Origin of the sequence: Pseudonocardia halophobica, assembly GCF_050948485.1 — a bacterium.
Lineage (GTDB): Bacteria > Actinomycetota > Actinomycetes > Mycobacteriales > Pseudonocardiaceae > Pseudonocardia > Pseudonocardia halophobica.
Genome location: NZ_CP192046.1, coordinates 1,429,144 through 1,451,515, shown reverse-complemented (window position 1 = coordinate 1,451,515; position 22,372 = coordinate 1,429,144). Strand labels below are relative to the sequence as shown.

Annotated in this window: 19 protein-coding genes, 1 tRNA gene and 1 other RNA gene; 7 read left to right on the top strand and 14 right to left on the bottom strand. The window is 72.5% G+C overall.

Translation table 11 applies throughout. The features are described from left to right. The first annotated feature begins 101 nt into the window (after window positions 1–101). Window positions 102–1,658, top strand: coding sequence for a class I adenylate-forming enzyme family protein (locus ACQP04_RS07070; protein WP_433506243.1), 1,557 nt, complete (start codon window positions 102–104; stop codon window positions 1,656–1,658). Then, window positions 1,655–2,428, top strand: a complete 774-nt coding sequence (locus ACQP04_RS07065; protein WP_433506242.1) for an enoyl-CoA hydratase/isomerase family protein — start codon at window positions 1,655–1,657, stop codon at window positions 2,426–2,428. The genes ACQP04_RS07070 and ACQP04_RS07065 overlap by 4 nt, the downstream gene beginning before the upstream one ends. A gap of 7 nt (window positions 2,429–2,435) precedes the next feature. On the opposite strand, the gene ACQP04_RS07060 is transcribed toward ACQP04_RS07065, so the two are convergent. From ACQP04_RS07060 to ACQP04_RS07050, 3 genes are read right to left on the bottom strand one after another with little or no spacing between them, the layout of a single operon-like run. Continuing rightward, window positions 2,436–3,368 carry an alpha/beta fold hydrolase gene (locus ACQP04_RS07060; protein WP_433506241.1) on the bottom strand — a complete coding sequence of 311 codons (933 nt, stop codon included), beginning with the start codon at window positions 3,366–3,368 and terminating at the stop codon, window positions 2,436–2,438. Further along, entirely contained in the window at window positions 3,365–4,888 is a 1,524-nt protein-coding gene (locus ACQP04_RS07055; protein WP_433506240.1) for a class I adenylate-forming enzyme family protein, read from the bottom strand. Before ACQP04_RS07055 ends, ACQP04_RS07060 begins: the two co-directional genes overlap by 4 nt. A 60-nt stretch (window positions 4,889–4,948) precedes the next feature. Beyond that, on the bottom strand, window positions 4,949–6,403 hold the full coding sequence (locus tag ACQP04_RS07050) for an aldehyde dehydrogenase (RefSeq protein WP_433506239.1): 1,455 nt from the start codon (window positions 6,401–6,403) through the stop codon (window positions 4,949–4,951). 295 nt (window positions 6,404–6,698) lie between these two features. Between ACQP04_RS07050 and ACQP04_RS07045 the strand changes: the two genes are divergently transcribed. Further along, window positions 6,699–7,931 (top strand): acyl-CoA dehydrogenase family protein, encoded by a 1,233-nt coding sequence (locus ACQP04_RS07045; RefSeq protein ID WP_433506238.1) that lies wholly within the window; start codon window positions 6,699–6,701, stop codon window positions 7,929–7,931. Continuing rightward, the gene (locus tag ACQP04_RS07040) at window positions 7,932–9,086 is read left to right on the top strand and encodes an acyl-CoA dehydrogenase family protein (RefSeq protein WP_433506237.1); all 1,155 of its coding nucleotides are present in this window, start codon (window positions 7,932–7,934) and stop codon (window positions 9,084–9,086) included. A 624-nt stretch (window positions 9,087–9,710) separates the two neighbouring features. Here ACQP04_RS07040 and ACQP04_RS07035 read toward each other — a convergent pair. The 7 genes from ACQP04_RS07035 to ACQP04_RS07005 all read right to left on the bottom strand — a co-directional run bounded on the left by ACQP04_RS07035 (window position 9,711) and on the right by ACQP04_RS07005 (window position 15,674). Further along, window positions 9,711–10,313 (bottom strand): DUF305 domain-containing protein, encoded by a 603-nt coding sequence (locus tag ACQP04_RS07035; protein ID WP_433506236.1) that lies wholly within the window; start codon window positions 10,311–10,313, stop codon window positions 9,711–9,713. Between the two features lie 86 nt (window positions 10,314–10,399). Continuing rightward, window positions 10,400–11,779: an LVIVD repeat-containing protein gene (locus ACQP04_RS07030; protein WP_433506235.1), complete on the bottom strand. Its 1,380-nt coding sequence runs from the start codon at window positions 11,777–11,779 to the stop codon at window positions 10,400–10,402. A gap of 619 nt (window positions 11,780–12,398) precedes the next feature. Beyond that, entirely contained in the window at window positions 12,399–12,650 is a 252-nt protein-coding gene (locus ACQP04_RS07025) for a hypothetical protein (protein WP_433506234.1), read from the bottom strand. 88 nt (window positions 12,651–12,738) lie between these two features. After that, window positions 12,739–12,811: transfer RNA gene (locus ACQP04_RS07020), tRNA-Ala, on the bottom strand. 69 nt (window positions 12,812–12,880) lie between these two features. Then, a complete protein-coding gene (locus ACQP04_RS07015; protein WP_433506233.1) occupies window positions 12,881–13,645 on the bottom strand; it encodes a DsbA family protein in 765 nt (254 codons plus the stop codon). A 1-nt stretch (window position 13,646) separates the two neighbouring features. Continuing rightward, the gene (locus ACQP04_RS07010; RefSeq protein ID WP_433506232.1) at window positions 13,647–14,147 is read right to left on the bottom strand and encodes a MauE/DoxX family redox-associated membrane protein; all 501 of its coding nucleotides are present in this window, start codon (window positions 14,145–14,147) and stop codon (window positions 13,647–13,649) included. Window positions 14,148–14,192: 45 nt separating this feature from the next. Next, a complete protein-coding gene (locus ACQP04_RS07005) occupies window positions 14,193–15,674 on the bottom strand; it encodes a cryptochrome/photolyase family protein (protein WP_433506231.1) in 1,482 nt (493 codons plus the stop codon). Window positions 15,675–15,732: 58 nt separating this feature from the next. Here ACQP04_RS07005 and ACQP04_RS07000 point away from each other — a divergent pair, with 58 nt between their 5' ends. Continuing rightward, window positions 15,733–16,461 (top strand): VIT1/CCC1 transporter family protein, encoded by a 729-nt coding sequence (locus ACQP04_RS07000; RefSeq protein ID WP_433506230.1) that lies wholly within the window; start codon window positions 15,733–15,735, stop codon window positions 16,459–16,461. 33 nt (window positions 16,462–16,494) lie between these two features. On the opposite strand, the gene ACQP04_RS06995 is transcribed toward ACQP04_RS07000, so the two are convergent. Further along, window positions 16,495–17,592, bottom strand: coding sequence for a class I SAM-dependent methyltransferase (locus ACQP04_RS06995; RefSeq protein WP_433506229.1), 1,098 nt, complete (start codon window positions 17,590–17,592; stop codon window positions 16,495–16,497). Window positions 17,593–17,781: 189 nt separating this feature from the next. Continuing rightward, a complete protein-coding gene (locus ACQP04_RS06990; protein WP_433506228.1) occupies window positions 17,782–19,050 on the bottom strand; it encodes an MFS transporter in 1,269 nt (422 codons plus the stop codon). A 174-nt stretch (window positions 19,051–19,224) separates the two neighbouring features. On the opposite strand from ACQP04_RS06990, the gene ACQP04_RS06985 reads away from it, so the two are divergent. After that, entirely contained in the window at window positions 19,225–20,394 is a 1,170-nt protein-coding gene (locus ACQP04_RS06985) for a class I SAM-dependent methyltransferase (protein WP_433506227.1), read from the top strand. Between the two features lie 57 nt (window positions 20,395–20,451). Here the strand turns inward: ACQP04_RS06985 and ssrA are convergent. Continuing rightward, window positions 20,452–20,848, bottom strand: a transfer-messenger RNA (tmRNA) gene (ssrA, locus tag ACQP04_RS06980). A gap of 57 nt (window positions 20,849–20,905) precedes the next feature. After that, a complete protein-coding gene (locus tag ACQP04_RS06975; protein ID WP_433506226.1) occupies window positions 20,906–21,319 on the bottom strand; it encodes a winged helix-turn-helix transcriptional regulator in 414 nt (137 codons plus the stop codon). A gap of 103 nt (window positions 21,320–21,422) precedes the next feature. On the opposite strand from ACQP04_RS06975, the gene ACQP04_RS06970 reads away from it, so the two are divergent. Continuing rightward, window positions 21,423–22,331: an NADP-dependent oxidoreductase gene (locus tag ACQP04_RS06970; RefSeq protein ID WP_433506225.1), complete on the top strand. Its 909-nt coding sequence runs from the start codon at window positions 21,423–21,425 to the stop codon at window positions 22,329–22,331. Window positions 22,332–22,372 lie beyond the last annotated feature (41 nt).

Here is a 22,372-nt window from a genome sequence, read left to right as displayed (position 1 = left end):
CGTTGTCTCATGTGTCACCGTGCTCGCGGGCCCGCGGACGGGTGACACCGCCCGAACCACCGTCCCGATCGAACCGTCGACGCCGACTGGAGTGGTGCGCCGTGAACCTCGCCGAGCTGGTGCGCTTCTGGGGCCATTGGCGGCCCGAGCACGAGGCCCTGATCTGCGGGGACCTGCGGCAGAGCTGGGCGGAGCTCGACGCGGTGACGGACGCCGTCGCCGCCGGCCTCGCCGCCCGCGGGGTCCGGCCCGGCGACCGCGTGGGTGCCCTGATGGGCAACCGCCCCGAGCTCGTCCACGTGATCCTCGGGACGCTCAAGCTCGGCGCCGTCAGCGTGCCGCTCAACGTCCGGCTCACGGCCGGCGAGCTCGCTCCACTCGTGCTCGACGCCGACTGCCGCGTCGTGGTCACCGAGGAGGCGCTGGTCCCGGCCCTGGAGGTCGCGGCCGCCGCGCAGCCCCTCGACGTCGTGTGCCTCGGCGGCGCCGACCTGCCCGCATACACCGAGCTGCTGTCGGCAGGGACCACGCCGCCGGCCGTCGAGATCGCCGACGACGACGCCGCGTTCCTCTGCTACACCTCCGGCACCACGGGCGTGCAGAAGGGCGCGGTGCTGACCCACCGCAGCGTCCTGGCGCCCGCCGAGGCCAAGGTCGTCTCCGAGGGGCTGAGCTGGCGGGACCGGATCCTGGTCGCCGTCCCGCTCGTCTACACCGGCGCGGTGATCTCCTGCTTCATGCAGTTCACGGTGTACGCGGGTGGCACGATGGTGCTCGAGCGGGACTTCGACCCCGACCGCTACCTCGACATGATCGAGCGGCACCGGATCTCCGCGCTCACCACCGTGCCCGTGCTGTGGGAGCGCATGGCGAGGTCCTCGGACTTCGCCCGCCGCGACCTCTCCTCCCTGGTGTCCGCCGCGGTGGGCGGGGCGCCGGTGCGGCTGGACCTGCTGGAGACCTACCGCGAGCGGGGTGTCTCGCTGGTACAGGTCTACGGCATGACCGAGGCGTCGGGACTGATCAGCGCGCTGCGCGCGGAGGATGCCGCGGCGTACCCGGGCTACGCCGGCAAGGCGATCATGGGAACGACGATTCGCATCGCCGGGACCGATCCCGCGGAGACCGCCGCGGCTGGTGAGGTCGGCGAGATTCTCGTGCGCGGGGCGCACGTGATGCGCGAGTACTGGCGCAACCCGGAGGCCACCGCCGCCACCATGCTCCCCGGCGACTGGCTGCGATCCGGGGACCTGGGCGTGATGGACGAGTGCGGTTACCTCAAGGTGGTCGACCGCACCAAGGACATGCTGATCTCGGGCGGCATCAACGTGTACCCCGCGGAGATCGAGCGCGCCCTGGCCGGGGTCGAGGGCGTCGCCGAGCTGGCCGTGATCGGGGTGCCGGACGAGCAGTGGGGCGAGGTCCCGATGCTCGTCGTGCAGTGCGCGGGAGACCCGGTCCCGGTGCTCGACCGCCTGACGGAGAAGGCGCGCGTCGACCTCGCCGGGTTCAAGCGTCCCCGCTTCGCGGTGACCACCGGTCCGCTCCCCCGCACCTTCTCCGGCAAGATCGCCAAGCCGGAGCTGCGCAAGGTCTACCCCACCGTTCCGGCCGACGCCGTCGCCCTGCGCGTGTCGTCGGCGGAGGGGTCGGCGTGAGCGACCTGGTCCTGCGCGCGGATGCCGGGTCCGTCCGCACCCTCGTGCTGAACGACCCGGACCGGCGCAACCCGCTGAGCGTCGCGCTGCGCACGCACCTGCTGGAGGAGCTCACCGAGGCGATGGAGGACCCCGAGGTCCGGGCGGTGGTGCTCACCGGCGCCGGTGCGGTCTTCTCCGCGGGCGGGGACCTGTCGGCGATGCGCCGTCGGCCCGCCGCCGAAGCCCTGGAGCTCCTGGAGTCCGCCCAGGCCGTCGTCCGGACGATCCTCGCCGGGCCCGTGCCGGTCGTGGCGCACGTGGAGGGGGCGGCGTTCGGTGCCGGTGTCGCGTTGGCCGCGGCCTGCGACCGGGTCGTCACCACGACGACCACCCGCTTCCGCGCGACCTTCACCGGGGTCGGGCTCTCCGGCGATATGGGGATCTACTGGTCGCTGCCGCGGCGGGTAGGTCCCGCCTGGGCGCGACGCATGCTGATGTTCGGCGACGAGGTGGACGGGTCGCGTGCGGTCGACATCGGACTGGCCGACGTGCTGGCCGAGCCCGGCGAGGCGCTCGCCGTCACCGCGGCCGAGGCCGCCCGCGTCGCCAGGGGTCCGCGCGGCGCCCTGGCCGCGGTCAAGGACATGCTCGGGACGGTCGGTGACCGCGACGCCGTGCTGGACGCCGAGGCCCGGACCCAGAGCTCGTTGACGGACACGGACGACTTCGCGGAAGGCGTCGCCGCGTTCCGGGAGCGACGCGCCCCGTCGTTCGGCGAGCCGAGCTGAGCTCGAGTCAGGTCCACCAGGGACCGAGCGAGCGCAGGAACCCGAGAATCGCCTCGGTGACCTCGGCGGGCCGCTCCTGCTGGATCCAGTGCCCCGCGCCCGGCAGCAGCACCGTGCCGCGCAGGTCGTCGAGGTGGCGCTCCTGGCCGGCGTGGGGCATCACGACGAGGGCCGGGTCGTCGGTCCCCGCGACGAACAGGCAGGGCGCGGTGACGCGGGCCCCGGCCAGGTGCGGGGTGGCCGCCCAGTTCCGGTCGATCGCCCGGTACCAGTTCAGCGGGCCGGTGAACCCGGTGCGGGCGAAGGGCTCGGCGTAGTGCGCCAGGTCGGCCTCCGCGAACCAGGACGGCAGGTCGGTCTCGCGCAGGCGGTCGAGGTAGACGCGGCCGTCGTCGGGGCCCAGCAGGGCCTCGACGGTCAGTCCGCCGAGGACGAGCCGCATCGTGCGCTCCGGGTCCTTGGCCAGCTCCGCGTCGGCCACGCCCTCGTCCTGGAAGTGCCGGATGTAGAAGAACCGGTCCGCCAGGCGCTCGCGCCAGATCTCGAGCGGGGGTCGGCGGGCGCGCGGGGTGAACGGGACGCTGAGCGCACAGACGCCGGCGACCCGGTCGGGGTGCAGCAGGGCGAGCTGCCACACCACCGTCGCACCCCAGTCGTGCCCGACGAGTACGGCACGGCGGTATCCGTGCGCGTCGAGCAGCCCGACGAGGTCGCCGGTCAGCGCCTCGATCCCGTAGGCCGCCGGCTCCGCCGGACAGCTCGATCCGCCGTAGCCGCGCATGTCCGGCGCGAGCACCCGGAACCCGGCGTCGGCCAGGGCCGGCTGTACGTGCCGCCACGAGTACGCGAGCTCGGGGAAGCCGTGCACGAGCACGACCGGTGGGCCGGAGCCCTGGTCCCGGACCGACAGCGCGACGTCGTCGAGCAGGACCGTCCTCATCGGACCCTGGGGAACCGCTGCGGCGCGTCGGCGTAGACACCCCGCAGGTCCCGTTTGGCGATCTTCCCGCTGGCCATCCGGGGCAACGGGCCCTCGTGCGGGATCACGTACCGCGGCACCTTGTAGTCCGCGAGGCGGTCGTTGCAGAAGGCCACCAGCGCGGCCGGGTCCAACTCTCCCTCGGAGTGGACGACGGCGGCGGGGGTCTCGCCGAACTTCTCGTCCGGTACCGGGATCACGGCCACCTCTGCGACGCCGGGCGCCTGCTGCAGGACCGTCTCCAGCTCGGCCGGGGAGATCTTCAACCCGCCCGAGTTGATCATCTCGCCCATCCGGTCGACGTAGGTGAGCAGGCCCTCCTCGTCGAGGGTGCCGAGGTCGCCGGTGTGCAGCCAGCCGCCGCGCAGGGCCTTCTTGGTGGCCTCCTCGTTGCGCCAGTAGCCGGGGAACATGCCCGGGCCCCGCATGACGATCTCGCCGACCTCACCCGGGGCGCAGTCGTGGCCGTCGGCGTCGACGACCCGGATGCGAGTGAACGGGCCACCCCAGCCACAGGCGTTCGGGTGCGCGAGCGCGCCCTCCGCCGACATTGCCGTGCCGGTGCCGCCGATCTCGGTCTGGCCGTAGATCTGGCGGAGCGCGACGCCGCTGGGGCGCCACTTCTCCAGCAACGGCACGGGGACGCGGGCGCCGCCGACCCAGGCCGTGGTCAGGTGCGGCAACCGCGCCCGTTCGAAGCCCGGGACGCGCGAGATCTGCTCGAACAGGATCGGCGGCCCGGTGAAGGTGGTGATCCGGGCCTCCTGCAGCACCTCCAGGGCGCGAGCCGGATCGAAGCGCGGCTGCAGGTACATCGTGCCGCCTTGCACGAGGCTGCGGGCGAGCCCCCACACCACACCCGCCCCTGTGAACATCGGCAACACCATCAGGACGCGGAGGTCGTTGGGTGCCACCGGCTCCGCCAGTGACCACTCGTGCATGATCCCGGCGATCGTGCGGTGGGTGAACACCACGCCCTTCGGCGTGCCGGTCGTGCCACTGGTGAAGACGATGGCGGTCGGATCCTCGGGCTCCGCGTCGAAGCCCGGGACGCACGGATGGTCCTCGCCGCGGAGCGCTCCCACGGCGGGCTCCAGGCCGACCGGGGTGAACACGGCACCCGATGCGGCCACCTCGTCGAGGAGCGCGAGGTGGGCCGCGTCGCCGAAGACCACGGCGGGCTCGCACAGCTGCACGAGCGCCCCGAGCTCCGCGGCCAGGAAGCGCTGGTTGAAGCCGCACACGACCGCGCCGACCTTCCACGCGGCAACCGCGGCGACGCACCACTCCAGCGTGTTCGTGCCGACGATCCCGACCCGGTCCCCGGCCGCGACGCCGCGGTCACGCAGCCCGCACGCCACCCCGTCCGACCACGTGTCCAGCTCGGCGTAGGTCACGACGTCGCCGTCGAAGTCGATCGCGGGATGGTCGGGGACGGTGCGGACCCACCAGGTCAGGGCGTCGACGACGGTGCCGCTCACGGGGCCTCCAGGTGCGGTGGGACCGGGGCGGCGGGTCGGTGGCCGCCGCCCCGGCGGACTTCAGGAGAACAGGGGTGCGACGTCCTCTGTGAGGTTCACCGTCTTCAGCTCGTAGTACGCCTGGACCGCCTCGGGGCCGGTGTCGCGGCCGACGCCCGAGCACTTCACCCCACCGAAGGGGGCCTCGGTGTTGTAGGTGAAGGAGTTGACGCTGAACGTGCCGGTTCGCACCCGCCGCGCCACGTCCGCCGCCTTCTGCGGGTCCGTGGTGAACACCGCGCCGTGCAGGCCGTACTCCGAGTCGTTGGCGATCGCGACCGCCTCGTCGACCGTCTCGTAGCGGAGAACCGACGCGACCGGGCCGAAGATCTCCTCCTGAGCGATCTTCATGCCGTTCTCGACCCCGGTGAAGACGGTGGGCTGGACGTACGCGCCCTTCTCCAGACCGGCCGGGATGCCGCCGCCGGTGGCCACCGTGGCGCCCTCGGCCCTGCCCGCCTCGATGTAACCGAGCACCCGCTCCTGTTGGCGCTTCGACACCAGCGGCCCCATGGTCGTCGCCGGGTCGAACGGGTCCCCGACCACGAAGGACTCCGCGGTCGCCACGAGGGCGCCGACGACCTCGTCGTAGCGCGAGGCCGGCACGAGCACCCGGCTGTAGGCGGCGCACACCTGCCCGGTGTTGAAGAACGAGCCCATCGCCAGGCCGGCCATGGTGGTCTGCAGGTCGGCGTCGTCGAGCACGATCGCGGCGGACTTGCCGCCCAGCTCCAGCTGCAGGCGCTTGAAGCTGCCGCCCGCCTCCTGCCCGATCTGGCGACCCGCGGCCGTCGAGCCGGTGAAGCTGATCTTGTCGACGCCCGGGTGTGCGACCAGTGTGCGACCCGCGTCCCGGTCACCGGTGATGTAGTTGAAGACGCCGGCGGGAACGCCCGCCTCGTGCAGCGCCTCGGCGATGAAGAAGCCGTCGAGGGGGGTCTCCGGCGCGGGCTTGTAGACCACGCTGCATCCGGTGACCAGGGCCGGCCAGATCTTCGACACGGCCATGTTGAACGGACCGTTCCACGGCGCGATCGACGCGACGACGCCGACCGGTTCCTTCACCACGGCGGCCGGGCCGTACATGGTCTGCCGGACCTCGGACAGCGGCGTGTTGCGCGCGACCTCGAGGAAGTACTTGCCGACCGCGAGCGCGCCCGGGATCTGCATTCCGGCGATGGAGGTCGGCAGCCCCATCTCGGAGGTCACCAGCCGGCCGATCTCGTCGAGCTTCGGCTCGATCAGGCCGAGCGCCCGCTCGAGCACCTCGGCGCGCTCCTCGACCGACCGCAGCCGCCACACGCCCTCGTCGAAGGAGCGGCGGGCGGCCTTGACGGCGGCGTCGACGTCGTCGGCGTTCGCGTCGGGCGCCTCGCCGATGACCTCCTCGGTCGACGGCGAGACGACGGGGATGCGGGTCGACGAGCTGGGCTTGCGCCACTCGCCGTCGATCAGGAGCTCGTCACGGATGGTCATGGTCGTCCCTTCGGGGCCGCGGTGACTCGGGGGTGGCGGTCCGCTCGACCGGGAGGCACCGGCAGGTACGACGTCACCGGTGTCCCTTCGTCGGGCCGGACGGGTGTGCGGACGGACGACGGCGGCGGGGTCGCTCGCTCGACGTCGCGGTGGCGCGAGCCTAGAGGCTTTAGGTGAGCGGTGTCCAGAGTCACCCCTTCTCGCGGCCGCGGTCCGCGCACAGCACACTTCCGACAGGCTTCGTCACCTACCTACATCTGTTAGGTTGGATCGGACGTCAGCCGGAGGAGCAACGATGGACCTCGAGTGGTCAGCGGCCGACCTCGCCTTCCGCGACGAGGTCCGCGCCTTCCTCGACGAGCGGCTCACGCCGGACCTGCGTCGGGCGGGGCGCCTCATGACGAGTGTGTACGCCGACCACGAGGCGAGCATGCGGTGGCAGGCGATCCTGCACGAGCGCGGCTGGGCCGCGCCGGCGTGGCCGGTCGAGTACGGCGGCTGCGACTGGACGGTCACCCAGCACTACCTCTTCAGCCGGGAGTCGATCCTGGCCGGCGCTCCCCCGCTGTCCCCCATGGGGATCAGCATGGTGGCGCACGTGCTGATCGAGTTCGGCACGCCGGAGCAGAAGGAGTTCTTCCTGCCGCGGATCCTGACCGGTGAGGTGTTCTTCTGCCAGGGCTACTCCGAGCCCGAGGCCGGCTCGGACCTCGCCGCGCTGTCCATGTCGGCCGAGGCCGACGGCGACGACCTGGTGTGCACCGGGAGCAAGATCTGGACGACCCACGCCACCGAGGCGAACTGGATGTTCTGCCTGGTCCGGACCTCGCGGGCGGCGAAGAAGCAGCAGGGCATCACCTTCCTGTTGATCGACATGAGCTCGCCGGGCATCGAGGTCCGGCCGTTGGTGATGACGTCCGGGGAGCAGATCCAGAACCAGGAGTTCTTCGACCACGTGCGGGTGCCGAAGGCCAACGTCGTCGGCGAGATCGACGACGGCTGGACCGTGGCGAAGTACCTGCTGGAGTTCGAGCGGGGCGGATCAGCCGCCGCGCCGAAGCTGCAGGTCATGGCCGACCAGGTGGCTCGGGCCGCCGCCGGGCAGCCCGGGCCGGACGGGGGCACGCTGCTGGAGTCGCCGGCGTTCGCCGCCAAGCTCGCCGACGCCCGGATCCGCATCGACGTGCTCGAGGTGCTGGAGTTCCGCGTGCTCTCCGCGGCGGCAGGCGGGAAGAACCCCGGGACCGCGTCCTCCATGCTCAAGATCCTCGGCACCGAGCTGAGCCAGACGCTGACCGAGCTGCTGCTGGAGGCCGCCGGGCCCCGCGGGCGCGCCTACCAGCCGCACGCGACCCGACCGGGCGGCCCGCTCGCGGGCTTCGCGCCACCCGCCGACGGTTACGTCAGCGGGGAGGAGTGGCAGGCCGTGGCGCCGCTGCGCTACTTCAACGACCGTGCCGGGACGATCTACGCCGGCAGCAACGAGATCCAACGCAACATCCTCGCGAAGGCGGCTCTGGGGCTCTAGATGGACTTCTCGCTCACCGCGGAGCAGCGGCTCCTGCGCGACTCGCTCGCCGACTGGCTCGCCGACCGCTACGACCTCGCCCGCAGCCGGGAAGCCGCCTCGGAGACCGGCTGGCAGCCCGAGGTGTGGCGCGCGTTCGCCGACGACCTCGGGATCCTCGGCGCCACACTGCCCGAGGAGGTGGGCGGCTCCGGCGGCGGCCCGGTCGAGGCGATGGTGATCGCCGAGCAGCTCGGCCGGGCCCTGGTCGTCGAGCCCTACGTCGACACGGTGGTCCTTGTCGGGGGCGTGCTGCGACGCCTCCCCGGCACCGGTGACATCCTCAAGGGCATCGTCGCGGGGTCCGTCCGCATCGCCCCGGCCCTGCTCGAATCCACGTCCGGACACACCGCGCACTCCGTGACGACCACGGCTCGACGGGACGGCGGGGACTGGGTTCTGACCGGCGTCAAGACCGTCGTGCCCGGCGTCCCGCAGGCGACCCACCTGCTGCTCACCGCCCGCACCTCGGGTGAGCAGCGCGACCTCGACGGGATCTCGCTGTTCCTGCTCCCCGCCGATCTCCCGGGCCTGCAGGCGCACCGCTACCGCACGATCGACGACCGGCACGCGGCCGACCTGGTGCTCGACGAGGTGCGGGTGCCGGCCGACGCACTCGTCGGCGAGGAGGGTCGCGGCTGGACGGCGCTCGCCCCCGCGCTCGACGAGGCGCTCGCCGCCCTCGCCGCCGAAGCGGTGGGCTGCATGCACACGGTGCTTGCCGACACGGTGGAGTACGCGAAGCAGCGCCGGCAGTTCGGCCAGCCCATCGGCTCGTTCCAGGCGCTGCAGCACCGGATGGTCGACATGCACCTCGAGGTCGAGCAGTCCGTCGCAGCCATGTATCTCGCCACCCTGCGACTGGGCGCGGAGCCGGCCGAACGCGCTCGCGCCGCCTCCGCCGCCAAGGTGACCGTCAGCCGCGCCGCCCGCTTCGTCGGCCAGAACGCCGTTCAGCTCCACGGCGGCATGGGCATGACGCAGGAGCTCGCGATCGGCCACTACTTCAAGCGGCTCACCGCGATCGAGTACGAGCTCGGCCCCGCCGACCACCACCGGGCGCGCTACGCCGCCTTGACCTCGGTGCCAAGAAGCACAGGACCTCGCATCGGCTGATCGGGTGGGACCACCCCTTCCGGTGGCGTGCTCTCCCGCGGTGTAGGACCAACAATGACTCACCGCATCCGTGCGCCGGAGGTGTACGGACCGAGAGGTGCGCTTCGGCGTCCTTGACGAGACGCTCAGAGCGCCGTCTCGGCCTCGCCGCGAAAGCCGCAGGGACGGTCTGTCCCGGATTTCTGCGGTTCCTGCGGTTTCGGTGACTGGCGCCGGAACGCCTTCTCAGCCCTCGACAAGAAGTCGTCTGATGCCGCTTCGACAGCACATCGAACTCGTCGGCTCAGCCTCCGCCGGGAGGCCGGCGGTGCTGCGTGCGGCTGTCCTGCTCGGCGCCGTTTGCGCGACGGTGACGGGACGCGGCTGGCCGCGGACATCGCCGCCACCTCGGCTGCGCTGCGGCTCTGCACCGCCGCGAGCACGATCCCTGCCCGCCGCGGCCGGACCCTGTCCCGCGCCTCCTGGTGATCTTGACCAGACGCTCGTCTCTCGTTCGGGGTCGACCACGCTCGAAGACCTCGGACTGTCGTGGCATGCCCACGACCTCCGGCGGACAGCCTCCGGCAGCTGACCGGAACTGATCGAGCCGACCCGGTTTCCGCTCCAACCTTCATGGGCGAGGCACTATCTACCGGAGAACCGCTCCATGAGCCTGGCCATGCCTCGGATCTCCTCCTGCTGCCGGAAGGAGATCGCCGCTGCAAAATCGCGGATCTGAGGAGTCAAGGCGTGGCGGCTGGCGTAGTCGGCCATCTCGACGGCTCCCCGATGATGCCTGATCATGAGGGTGAGGTAACGGCGCTCGACTCCGCTGCCGGCCTCACCCAAGTGGTTGAGCTCCTCCTGGGTCGCCGTCCCCGGCATCGCCCTCGATGGACCCGTCCCCGAGGACGCGGTGTGGTGGCCGCCGGGTTCGTCCTCCATCCACGCCATCGGGGCGCTCGTCGGAACCGAAGGCTGGTGCCAGAGGTCCAGGTAGCCCTCCATCCGGCCGATCTCGCGCAGTTGGTCGGAAGCCACGGTCTGGGCGAGGGAGGCGATCTGAGGATCTGCTCTGCCCTGGATCAGCTGGCTCATCACGACGGCCTGCTGGTGGTGCTGAATCATGTCCTGCACGAACCCGACGTCCACCGCCCCTTGGGCGACGGACTCCCGGGTGACTCCGTGGACCAGGTACCCGCCGATGAGCCCGACCAGCAGGGCGAGGAGGACTGCGGCGGCCGGCACCAAAGTCGCCGCGACGGGACCCCTGCGGGCCGGAGGTAGCTGGTCCACAGCGTTCCCCTCCGGCCCGCCGACCTCCTGGACCGAGGTCAAGCGGTGACCCCGTTGGTGAATCTCAGCGCCAGGAACCCATTGTCCTGGCACGTCACCCAGAGCTGGTCAGAGCCGACGAACCGTGGCGGCGACGCGCACCAGTCAGCCGTGAGGTTGGGCGGGGCGGCTGCCTCGAGCGGGCGGGAGAGGTCGCCGAGGTTCAGGTTGGTGGCATCCGACGCCGAGGCTCCAGTGGCGGTGACCAGCCCGGCCGCATGCTCCGAACCCAGCAGCTCGGAGTTCCGTCCGACCTGCGCCGGCGGGTTGAAGTACGCCAACTCCTTGGGCTTGCTCAGGTCGGTGATGTCGAACACCCGTACGCCGGACTGGAACTCCCCGCAGGCGAGCCTCGTGGGCTCGGTCCGCTTGTTCACCGCGCAGTAGTGGCTCTCGTAGCCGAACAGTCCGTTGCCAGTGGTGTCCTGCCGACGTTCGTTGACGTAGGGGGTCGTCTGGATCTCCAGGCGGAGGTTGTCGGTGACCACCGGCCGGATCTCGTCGCTGATGTCGACGAACCGGACCCCGCCCGCGCCGAACTCGTCGGCCACGACCAGATACGGCGTGCCGTCCTTGACTATTGGGATGGTCTGCTGAGAGATCAGCCCATCCGTCCAGGCCACAGACCCGACCTGTCTGATCACCGGGAGCGGGTCCCGCCGCTGTATGGAGCTGACGTCGAGGATGTCCACGCCCGCCGGCGCGTACCGGGTCAGGTACAGCCGGTTGCCGTCGGGGCTGAACGAGAACCCGTGGTTGAGCGGCAGCCCGGCGACTCCGGTGTACACGACCCGAGGACGGGCGGGATCCGACACGTCGATCGCGGTCAACGAGCCCGCCACCGAACCGCTGGCGTAGTACGTCAGCCCGTCCGGAGCCCACTCCCCCTCGTGGCCCAGGACATTGGCCGGGAGGGTGAGGTTGGTGGCGTCGAAGGAGTTCAGCAGCCTGGGGTGGGCGCAGTCCTGCGAGATGTCGTAGACGTCGAAGAACAACGCACCGACCGCGGGGCCACCCGAGACCGCGGCCAGAAGACCGCGCTCCTCGCTCACCTTCAGGCTCTCCCAGCTGTCGGTCAGCATCGCCGGAGAGGTCAGGTTGTCGGTCAGCACCGGCCGCCCGGGATCGGAGACGTCCACCACCTGCGTGCCCTCGGACTTCTTCCGGCCCAGCCCGCCGAACGCGGTGCCCATGTACGCGCAGTGGTCGTACGACGGGTTCACCCAGGTGGATCCTTCGCCCTGGTACTGACCCAGCAGCTCCATGTTGCAGCTGTACCCCTGCTGGCTGCGTCCCGACTGGCGGTCCGCCAGGGGCACCTGGCCCTGCAGCCCGGTCTCCGGGTACGAACCGGGCCCGCAGTCCGCCCGCTGCGCCACCCCCTTGTCCGCAGGTGCCAGGTCCGCCTGCGCCCAGGCAACGGAGATGCCGGTGGTGGCGCCCAGCAGTACGACTGCAGCAGCGGCAATCGCAACCCGTGTCCGCCTCTGGCCGGCTCCCTTGCCGGGACCCCATCCATGCCTAGGAGCCACTGCCACCCGGTTCCCCTCCGTGGTATTGCGCTACTTTAAGTAACCTTATCGTCTTAGCCGATCAACGACCCCTCAGGCGTGGGGTTACGCCCGCTTCAACCACCACGCCCGACCGAAGCGACACTTCGCCCCCGAGTGCGAGATCCGTAGGCCCGGTGATCTACCGAACGTGCCTGACGAGGCACTTGCGACTAGCTCCGTCCACTGCCGGCGACGGGCATGCGAGCGGACGGCGGCGAAGTCGGGCCTGGGGGTTGAGCGAACCGCTCCACCGCCCCACCCGGTGCGTCACCCGGTGGCGGGCGGAAGCGGAAGAGGCGGGCGACTGCGCGCCCTCCGGCCGGGATGAGCATCGGACCCGCCCAGCAGGCGAGGAGAGTTCGTCTCGGCCGGGCGACGGCGACGATCACCAATGGTGCTCGACGGGCGTGGCCGGGAGAGGAGATCTCGCCCGGCCACGTCGTCCTCAGAGGATCCGGATCGTCGTGCACACCTGCCCGATCGCAACGCGGTCGAGCAGAACGTCGGTGACCGGGTCGCCCGGCGGGAGCTCGGCGGGCGCGTCGACGGGCCCCTTGCGGACGATCTCCTGCAGGTGGTGACGCCTCCTGGTGATCGGGTCGCGACTCGCGTACACCCGGATGCGGTACGAGCCGCTGGGCAGCTGCGTGATCTCACCCCGTTGGCGGATGCGACGCTGGTGCTGGCTCGACGGCATGTCGCGGATTGGGCCGACTCGCGCCACATCGGCGCCACAGAACGCCGCGCCGAGGGGTCAGGCGGGATGAACCGCCTGGTCAGAAGGGTGGAGCTGAGGGGATTCGAACCCCTGACCCCTTGACTGCCAGTCAAGTGCGCTACCAGCTGCGCCACAGCCCCTTGCGATGAGGAAACACTACAACACCCCGTGGGGACCCGTTCGAGGGGGGTCCCCACGGGTGCGGGGCCTCAGGCCTGGATGGCCTTCTGCAGCCAGTCCGTGTCGTTGACGTCGACCTTCGTGCCGTTGACGGCGATGGTCGGGGTGCCGAACTGACCGTTGCTCTGCAGCGCCGGGGTGGCGGCCGCGGTGTTGGTGGCGTTCTCGATCAGGCCGGTGTTGGCCTGGGCGGCCACGCACTGGCCGAAGGCGGGGCCGGCACCGAGGGCGGTGCCCTTGGCCGTCAGCTCGTCGTTGGAGAAGCCGGCACTGCCCTCGGCGGGCTGCTCGGCGTAGAGCTGGGCGTGGTAGGCCGGGAAGATGCCGGCGTCGGCGGCGCAGATGGCGGCGTTGGCGGCGCGGGTCGAGTAGCCCACGGGGTTGCTGGCGCGGTCGAGGATCGAGATCGCGTGGTAGTTGACCTTGATCTGGCCGGCGTTGAGCGCCGTCGTCAGCTCGTCCTTGTAGGTCGTCTCGAAGCGCTCGCAGTAGGGGCAGAGGTAGTCCTCGTAGATATCCACGGTGACCGGTGCCGCGGCCTGCCCGGCGGTGATGGCGGCGCCGTTGCGCGCGACCGGGTAGGTCGGCGCGGCCGCGGCCGTGTCGGAGGCCCTGTTGTTCATCGTCACGACGACCCCGACGACGATCGCCGCGATCACGACGACGGCTACGATCGTCAGCACCAGGCCACTGCCGCCGAGGCCCCGCCGCTTCGGGGTGATCCCCGCCGCCCGCAGCCGCGCCTCGGCCGCGGCCTGCCGCCGCTTCCGATCGCTGCGATCCGCTCCGCCCACGTCAGTTCCTCTCCGCACCCGAACCCGACGTGACGAGGGATCCGGCCAACCGGTCCTCCACGGCGAACAGCGTCCGCGGCCGCACGATCAACCAGGCCGCCAGCAGCAGGAACCCGGTGTCGCGGAGGATCTCCTGGACGTACTGCGTCTGCCCGGGCGCCACCGCCCCGCCGCCGCCGAAGCAGCCGCAGTCGATGTTCAGCCCGCGCGCCCAGGCCTGCGTCACGCCGGCGACGAACACCAGCAGCAGGCCGGCCGAGAGCCAGGCGACCGCGCGGGTCCCGATGCCGAGCAGGAGCAGCACGCCGAGCGCCAGCTCGAACCAGGGCAGCACCCCGGCGACGACGCCGACGGCCTCCCGGGGCAGGACGTCGTAGGCCCGGACGGCCACGTAGGTCTGCGCCGGGTCGAGAGCCTTGATCAGCCCCGACGCGAGCCAGACGGCCGCGAGGCCGAGCCGCGCGAGCGTGCCGATCCCGTCGAGAACACGGCCCCTCGTCACGTCGCGAACGGTAGCGGGGCCACCTGAGACCCAGGTGAGCGACTCTCAGAAGTGCTCGCGCGCCGACTCCTGCTCCAGGACGGCGTCGAGGTCCTTGAGCCGGTTCATCCCCGAGACGGCCCGCGCGGTGCGGTTGTTGACGGCGAGCAGCCCCTGGTGCCGGTGCACCCACTGCAAGTAGCCCGCGGTGAAGGGGCAGGCGTCGTCGCCCAGGCGCTTCTTGGGGTCGAACGCGCAGCCACGGCAGTGGTCGCTCATCCGGTCGATGTAGGCGCCGCCCGCGGAGTACGGCTTGGTCGCCATCTTCCCGCCGTCGGCGTGCTGGCTCATGCCGATGACGTTGGCGGGCATGACCCACTCGAAGCCGTCGACGAACGCGGTGCGGAACCACTCGTTGAGCTCGGCCGGCCGGTAGCCGCGCTGCAGGGCGTGGTTGCCGAGCACCATCAGCCGCGGGATGTGGTGCACCCAGCCGCGGTCCCGCACGCCCTCCAGCGCGCTGCGCAGGCAGGCCGCGGTGACGGCGTCGGCGTCGAGTTCGGCCCACCAGTCCGGCAGCGGGGTGCGGGCGCGCAGGGCGTTGCGCCGGGTGTAGTCCTTGCCGAAGTGCCAGTAGAGGTGCCAGACGTACTCGCGCCAGCCGAGGATCTGCCGGACGAACCCCTCGACGCTCGGCAGGTCGACGTCGCCGGCGCGGTAGGCCTGCTCGGCGGCGTGCACGGCCTCGAGCGGGTGCAGCACGCCGTGGTTCATCGGCACCGACAGCAGCGAGTGCGACATCGCCCAGTCCTGCTCGAGGATCGCGTCCTCGTAGGGCCCGAACGTGCCGAGCCGGTGCCGGACAAAGTGCCGCAGCGCCGTCACCGCCTCGTCGTACGTGATCGCGAACCAGCGCGGCCCGTCCCGCCCGACGGTCGGGTACCCGGCGTCGTCGAGCTCGCGGCGGACCTCGTCGTCGATCCGGTCCTCCTTCGGCTGCCACGGCCCCTTCACGCCGAGCGTGCGCGCGCCCCTCGGCGGCGGTTCGCGGTTCTCCGAGTCGTAGTTCCACCGCCCGCCGACGGGCTTGTCGCCGTCCATCAGCACGTCGAACCGCTGGCGCTGGGCCCGGTAGAAGTCCTCCATCCGGAACCGGCCGCGGTCGCCTGCCCACTCCTCGAACTCGGCGCGCGGCAGTGCGAAGGTCGGCGTGGGCAGGACCTCGGCGACGAGCCCGTCCTTGCGCAGCCGCTCGACGAGCTCGGCCGCGGCGAACGACGTCGGCTCGTGCACCACCACCGGCTCACCCACCTGCTCGAGGGCCTCGCGGTAGGTGTCGGCGCGGACGTACCGGGCGCGGTCGCCCAGCTCGGCGGCCAGGTGCCGCATCCCGGACAGCACGAGGTGCAGCTTCTGCCGGTGGAACCGCTTGCGGCGCAGCGCCCGGCCGGACTCGACCAGCACCACCTCGCGGTCGCGCATCCCGTCCGTCTCGTGGACGTGGGGGCCGAGCTGGTCGGCGAAGAGCCACAGTGGTTCCCGTCCCATCCGTTCAGTGTCGGTTCGCCGCACGGCCGCCGCGAGTCGGCGGATTAGGCTGCCCCGTGTGAGCAATCCGGCATTCGACGCCGAGCTGGCCGCGCATGAGCACGACCACCAGCACCGTGACGTCTCGGGCGGCTGGCTGCGCGCCGCGACCTTCGGCGCGATGGACGGGTTGGTCACCAACATCGCCCTGATCGCGGGCGTCGGGGGTGGCGGCGCGGACCGGCAGACGATCGTGCTGACGGGCATCGCGGGCCTGGTCGCGGGCGCCTTCTCGATGGCGCTCGGCGAGTTCGCCTCGGTGGGCACGCAGAACGAGGCGATCGACGCCGAGGCGGAGGTCGAGCGCCGCGAGCTCGCCCGGCACCCGCACGCCGAGCAGGCCGAGCTCGTCGAGGAGTACCGCAAGCTCGGGCTGACCGACGAGACCGCGCGCCGGGTCGCCGAGGAGATCAGCGCGAACCCCGACATCGCGTTGCGCGTGCACGTCAGCCAGGAGCTCGGGGTCAGCCTCGACGACAAGCCCTCGCCCTGGGTGGCGGCCGGCTCGTCGTTCCTCTGCTTCGCGATCGGCGGGATCATCCCGCTGCTGTCGTTCCTGTTCGGCTCGCCCTCACTGCTGCTCGGGCTGGGCATCGGAGCGGTGGGGCTCTTCGTCGCCGGCGCGCTGTCCTCCCGCTTCACGGTGCGCACGTGGTGGGGCGGCGGGCTGCGGCAGCTGATGTTCGGCGCGATCGCCGCCGGGGCCACCTACCTCGTGGGGATGCTGATCGGTGTGACGGCCGCCTGACCCGCGGGTGTGACCGGAGAGGCTCGCGGACCGTCAGGGCTTCAGCTCGTAGATCAGGTTGAAGGGGGTCGCGGTCGCGACCCTCGCCCTCCCGAACCCCGCCTCGCGCGCGAGGGCGCAGGTCCGCGCCGGCCCGGCCTGGTTGCCCAGCCCGGCCTGCGGCGGGCCCGACAGCCCACTCGGCAGGCAGACGTACAGCGACGCGGCGGCGAACACCTTCCCCAGCGGGTTGAGCCCCTCGGCGACCGTGTCCCAGGACATCGGCTCGACGAGCATCACCGTGCCCCCGTCGGCCAGCGCAGACCGGGCGGCCCGCAGGGCGCCGACCGGGTCGGGCATGTCGTGGAGGCAGTCGAAGAAGGCGACGAAGTCGTAGGCGCCGGACAGTCCGCCCGCCGCACCCACCTCGAAGGTCACGTTGCCGAGTCGGGCGGCAGCGGCACGCTCCCGGGCCGCCTCGATCGACGGCGCGTGGGAGTCGACGCCCGACCAGGTGCTCGCCGGGTAGGCGCGAGCCATGATGATCGTCGACGCGCCGAACCCGCACCCGACGTCGACCGCCCGCACGCCGGCCCGCAGCCGTTCCTCCAGGCCGTCGAGGGCCGGGATCCACTCGCTCGTCAGGCTTGCGGTGTACGCGGGCCGGAAGAACCGCTCGGTGCCCTCGAACAGGTCCGGGTGGTGCTCGTGCCAGCCGATCCCGGCGCCGGTGCGGAAGGCGTCGGTGAGCCGGTCCAGCACGCGGAGGGCCGCCGCCATGCTCTGGAACCCGCCCGCCACGGCCGCCGAGCTGTCCGGATCGGTGAAGGCCGCGGCCTGCTCCGGGGTCAGCCGGTACCGGGCGGCGGCCGGATCGTCCCCGGACACGTGCTCGACGTACCCCGCTGCCGCCATCGCCCGCAGCCACTCCCGGACGTAGCGCTCCGCCAGTCCCCCGGCCGCGGCCAGCTCCGCCGGCGTCGCCGGCCCGACGTCGCGCAGCCGGGTGAAGAGGCCCAGGCGGTCCCCGATCAGGGCGAGCGGGACGACGAGCGCGCCGCCGAGATCGGTGATCACTCTCCCGAGCAGGTCGTCGAGGGCCTGCTCGTCGAGGACCGGCGCGGCGTCGGTGGGTGTGATCGGAGTGCTCATGTGCCGCTCCCGTGCACGGATCGGAGGGATCGGATCCGGGCATCGCAGCGCTCACCAGCAGGTTCGTCGATACGCAGAAATGCGTACGCCGTCACAGGGATGGGATCGTGTGCGAGGGCTGGGCCGCCGGGACGGCCCGGGACGTCACGGCGCACGGCAGCTGGCCCGCCTACATCGCCGCCCGGTGAGCTACTCCGCCCCGACCGCGCGCTCCCCCGCGACCGTCTCGGCGGTGGCGTCGCAGTGGTCGTGCGGGCGCGGGAGGGTCTCGGGCGCGCGCAGCCAGAAGCCCAGCGCGATCACCGAGACCACGCCGGTGAGGGCGAAGGCGAGCCCGAACCCGGCCGCCTGGGCCACGGCACCGGCGGCCAGCGGCCCGACGATTGCGCCGACGTCGGCGGCCATCTGGAAGCCCGCCAGCACCGTGCCGCCGCGGGCCCGGCTGCCGATCACGTCGGCGACCGCGGCGGTCATCGGCGGGTTGACCAGCCCGCTGCCGACCCCCGCGACCAGCGACAACGCCAGGAAGAGCCCGGACGACGGCGCGAACCCGAGCAGGCCGGTCGCGATCGCGGACACCACGAGACCGGCCAGCACCGGGGGCTTGCGGCCGCGGCGATCGGCGAGCCGGCCGGAGACGAGCAGGGTCGCGGCGTTGCCGGCGGCGAAGACGGCGAGCGCGAACCCCGCCCACGTCTCGCTCTGGCGCAGCGCCTCGACCACGAACAGCGGCACCAGGGCCACGCGGACCCCGAACACGGTCCAGCCGTTGGCGAAGCTCGCCACCAGCGCGGCGCGGTAGGCGGGGTGCCGGATTGCCGTCGGGAAGGTGGCCGCGACCTCGGCGGGATCGGTCCCGACGCGATCGCCCGTCCGCCCCCGCAGCAGCGGCACCGAGACCAGCATCGCGCACAGCAGCGCTCCCGCGTACACGAGGAACGGCGCGCGCAGGCTCACCGCGATCAGGCCGCCGCCCGCCAGCGGCCCCGCGATGTTGCCCAGCAGGAATCCCGTCGCCCACATGCCCGACGCCCGCCCGCGGGCCTCGGGCGGGGCGAGCCGCACCAGCAGCGAGATCGCGGAGACCGTGAACATGGTGGAGCCGATGCCGCCGACCCCTCGGAACAGCAGCAGCTGCCAGTAGCTCTGCGCCGCCGCCGTCAGCCCCACCGAGGCCGCGGCGATCACCAGCCCGACGGTGTAGACGCGTAGCTCGCCGAACCGGCCGACCAGCCGCCCGCTCACCGGGGCGAAAGCGAGCCGGAAGGCCGCGAACAGGCTGATCACCGCGGAGGCGGCGGCCACCCCGACGTCGAACGTGCGGGCGAAGGCCGGCAGCGCCGGGGCCACGATCCCGAAGCCGATGGCGACCACGAAGGCCGCCACCACCAGTACCCAGATCTCCCGCGGCATGCGCACCCGCGTGCGCGCCGGCACGGCGTCCCCCGTCGTGGCCACGTCGCCCCTTCCGTCCCGATCGTTGGCAACGCTACGCGATCGGGTGAAGGGCCGGGTTCGTCACCGGGTCCCGGGAAGGGCGTGCGCGCCGCGGACGACCCTCTCGTCCCGGAACCTGCGGCGCCCGGACCGACGCCCGCCCCCCAGGCTGGTCGTCGGTAGCCTCTCCCGGCGGTGGACACGGACGAGGTGCTGGCTCGCCTGCACGAACTGGCGGGGCCGACGGGCGCGGAGCTCTTCGCGGCGATCGCGGCCGGGCTCGGGGGGCGCCCACTCACCGACGACGCCGCCCTCCGGCTCGGGACCGCACTGCGCCGCACCTACCCCGCGCCGCTGGTCGCGGAGGCCCTCACGCAGGCGCAGCTGCGCGAGCGGGCCGCGGGGAAGTTCGACCGGGCGGGCGCGATGTTCCTGACGCGCGCGGGCTGGGAGCAGGCGTCGCCGGAGATCGTGGCGCGGCACCGGGCGGCCCGGTTCGCCTCCGCGCGCCACGTCGCGGACCTCTGCTGCGGCGTCGGCGGCGACCTCCTCGCCCTCGCCCCCGGCCGGGACGTCCTGGCCGTCGACCGCGATCCGGTGCACCTGTGGATGGCCCGCCACAACGCCGCGGTTCACGGGGGCGAGGCCCGCACCCTGCTCGCGGACGTCCGGGAGGTCGACCTGGCCGGCGTCGACGCGGTGTTCGTGGACCCGGCCCGGCGCTCGGCGCGCGGCCGGATGCGGACCGGCGACAGCGAGCCGCCGCTCGACTGGTGCGTCGGCCTGCCGGTCCCCGCGATCGGGATCAAGGCCGCCCCGGGCCTCGACCACGACGTCGTCCCCGAGGGGTGGGAGCTGGAGTTCGTGGCGGTGGACCGGGACCTCAAGGAGGCCGTGGCCTGGTCCCCCGCCCTGGCGACGACCCGGGCCCGGGCGACCGTCCTGCCCTCCGGCGACACGCTCGTCGCCGCGGAGGGCGAGCCGGTCGCGGTGCGCGACCCGGGTCGGTACCTGCTCGACCCGAACCCGGCCGTCACGCGGGCCGGCGCCGTGGAGGAACTCGCCCGCCGCACCGGGACGTGGAAGATCGACGAGCGGATCGCCTTCCTGTCCGCCGACGAGCCGGTCGCGACGCCGTTCGCCCGCACGCTCGAGGTGATCGAGTCCGGGCCGTGGGACCAGAAGCGGCTCCCCCGCCGGTTGCGCGAGCTCGACATCGGCGCCGTGGACATCCGGCGCCGCGGCCTCGCCGGGGACGTCGACGCCCTGCACAAGCGGCTCAAGCTGCGCGGATCCCGCCGCGCGACGCTCGTGATGACGCGGGTCCGGGACCGGCCGTGGGGCCTGGTCTGCATGGACCCGTGACGGGAGCCGAGAACGGTCAGGGCCCCGACCCGTCCGGATCGGGGCCCTGAACTCCAGGGGTGGAGGTGCCGGGAATCGAACCCGGGTCCTCCTTCGCATTGCGAGGGCTTCTCCGTGCGCAGTCCGCTGTGTCTCTACTCGGATCCACCGGTCTCACGGACGAGCCGGTGTGACGATCCCAGTCGCTGTTTGATGTCCCGTCCGACCCCGGCGACCGGGCCGGACGGTGAAGTCCCCTAGCTGATGCCGGGCACCGGGGCGGGAACACCCCCGGGCCGACAGTCCCTTACTGGATCAGGCAGCGAGCGCGAAGTCCGCGCGGGCGCCCTGAGCCGGGACAGTGCGACTCTCGTCGGCACTTATTTTGTTACGACGCATGGTTAACGAGCTCATCGTCGTCTTCCTCGGCACGCTTCCCCTCGGTCCGCCTCAGGAGTCGAGACCGTTCACCCCCTTGTCGCGACCCGCACGCCGGGCCGTCGATCCATTCTAACGCCCGCGCCCCCACCGCTCATCCCGATTCGGTGTCGACCCGCGAGTCGTACCGGTCACGCGCCGCGAGCACCTCCTCGACGTGCGCCTCCGCCCAGTTCTTGACGTGCAGCACCGCCCGGTGGAGCCCCGCACCGAGCGGCGTGAGCCGGTAGTCCACCCGCACGGGCACGGCCGCGGTCACCTCGCGCTCCACCAGCCCGTCGCGCTCGAGGCCGCGCAGGGTCTGCGTGAGCATCTTCGGGCTGACGCCGGCGACGCGCCTGCCGAGCTCGGAGTACCGCTTCGGGCCGTCGGCCAGCGCGGCGAGGAGCAACCCGACCCACTTGTCGCTGATCCGGTCCAGCACCATCCGCGAGGGGCAGGCGGCCAGGAAGGCATCGTAGGCCGCGCGGTCGGCCTCGCGACGCTGGGCCGCGGTCGTGGTCGCCATGGCTCTCCTCCGGCTCTCCTACGCACTTCCAGGTAACTACTACCCGCTGGATAGTAACGCTCCTAGCGTGAGTTCCGGAAGCACGGACGACGAGGAGAGCGACATGCGTGCAGTGGTGTTCCGCGAGTTCGGTGGCCCCGAGGTGCTCGAGGTCGCGGAGGTGCCCGAGCCCGAACCGGGGCCGGGCGAGGTGCGGATCGCGGTGGAGGCCGCGACCGTGAATCCGGTCGACCTGGCGACCCGCTCCGGGTTCACGGTTCAGGCCGGACTGGCGCCGGCACCCGAGGGGCCGTTCGTGCGGGGGCTGGGCTGGGACGTCGCCGGGAGGGTCGACGCCCTCGGCGTCGGCGTCGAGGGGCTCCGGCCCGGCGACGCGGTGATCACGGTGCTCCCGGCCTTCGCCGTGCCGGTCGGGGCCCAGGCGGAGAAGGTCGTCGTGCCGGCCGCCGACGTGGCACCGGCGCCGGAGGGCGTCGACGTCGCGGCGGCCGCGACCCTGCCGCTGAACGCCCTCACGGCCGCCGCGGCGCTCGACGACCTCGCTGCGCCGGAGACCTCGTCCCTGCTGGTCGTCGGCGGAGCCGGCGGGGTCGGGGCGTTTGCGGTGCAGCTGGCGGTCCGCGCCGGGCTGAGGGTCGTCGCCACGGCCTCGGCGCGCGACGAGGAGGCCGTGCGCGGGTACGGCGCCGAGGTCGTCCGCCGGGACGCGCTGCCCACCGGCGTCGACCGTGTGCTCGACACGGCCGGGATCGGCGCCGCGGCGCTCGCGCCGGTGCGGGATGGTGGAACCCTCGTGACCGTCGCCGGGCCCGTGCCCGCCGAGCGCGGGATCCGCAGTGTGCAGACGATGGTGCGACCCGACGGCGTCCGGCTGGCCGAGCTCGCCGCGCTCGCGGCCAAGGGCGAGCTGACCCTGACCGTGGCCGGCACCTACCCGCTCGACGACGTGGCCGCGGCCCACGAGCGGCTCGCCGGCGGCGGGGTCGGCGGCCGGCTGGTCCTGCTCGTCTGACGCTGTTCGCGCAGGTCACCCGGGGTCGTGAGTGGCGACTG

Bases quoted from the DNA above. Each gene is read 5' to 3' on its own strand.
- ACQP04_RS07005 (WP_433506231.1), bottom strand. From the start codon at position 15,674: ATGGGACGGGAACCACTGTGGCTCTTCGCCGACCAGCTCGGCCCCCAC.
- ACQP04_RS07050 (WP_433506239.1), bottom strand. From the start codon at position 6,403: ATGACCATCCGTGACGAGCTCCTGATCGACGGCGAGTGGCGCAAGCCC.
- ACQP04_RS07045 (WP_433506238.1), top strand. From the start codon at position 6,699: ATGGACCTCGAGTGGTCAGCGGCCGACCTCGCCTTCCGCGACGAGGTC.
- ACQP04_RS07025 (WP_433506234.1), bottom strand. From the start codon at position 12,650: ATGCCGTCGAGCCAGCACCAGCGTCGCATCCGCCAACGGGGTGAGATC.
- ACQP04_RS06975 (WP_433506226.1), bottom strand. From the start codon at position 21,319: ATGGCGACCACGACCGCGGCCCAGCGTCGCGAGGCCGACCGCGCGGCC.
- ACQP04_RS06995 (WP_433506229.1), bottom strand. From the start codon at position 17,592: ATGAGCACTCCGATCACACCCACCGACGCCGCGCCGGTCCTCGACGAG.
- ACQP04_RS07040 (WP_433506237.1), top strand. From the start codon at position 7,932: ATGGACTTCTCGCTCACCGCGGAGCAGCGGCTCCTGCGCGACTCGCTC.
- ACQP04_RS07060 (WP_433506241.1), bottom strand. From the start codon at position 3,368: ATGAGGACGGTCCTGCTCGACGACGTCGCGCTGTCGGTCCGGGACCAG.
- ACQP04_RS06970 (WP_433506225.1), top strand. From the start codon at position 21,423: ATGCGTGCAGTGGTGTTCCGCGAGTTCGGTGGCCCCGAGGTGCTCGAG.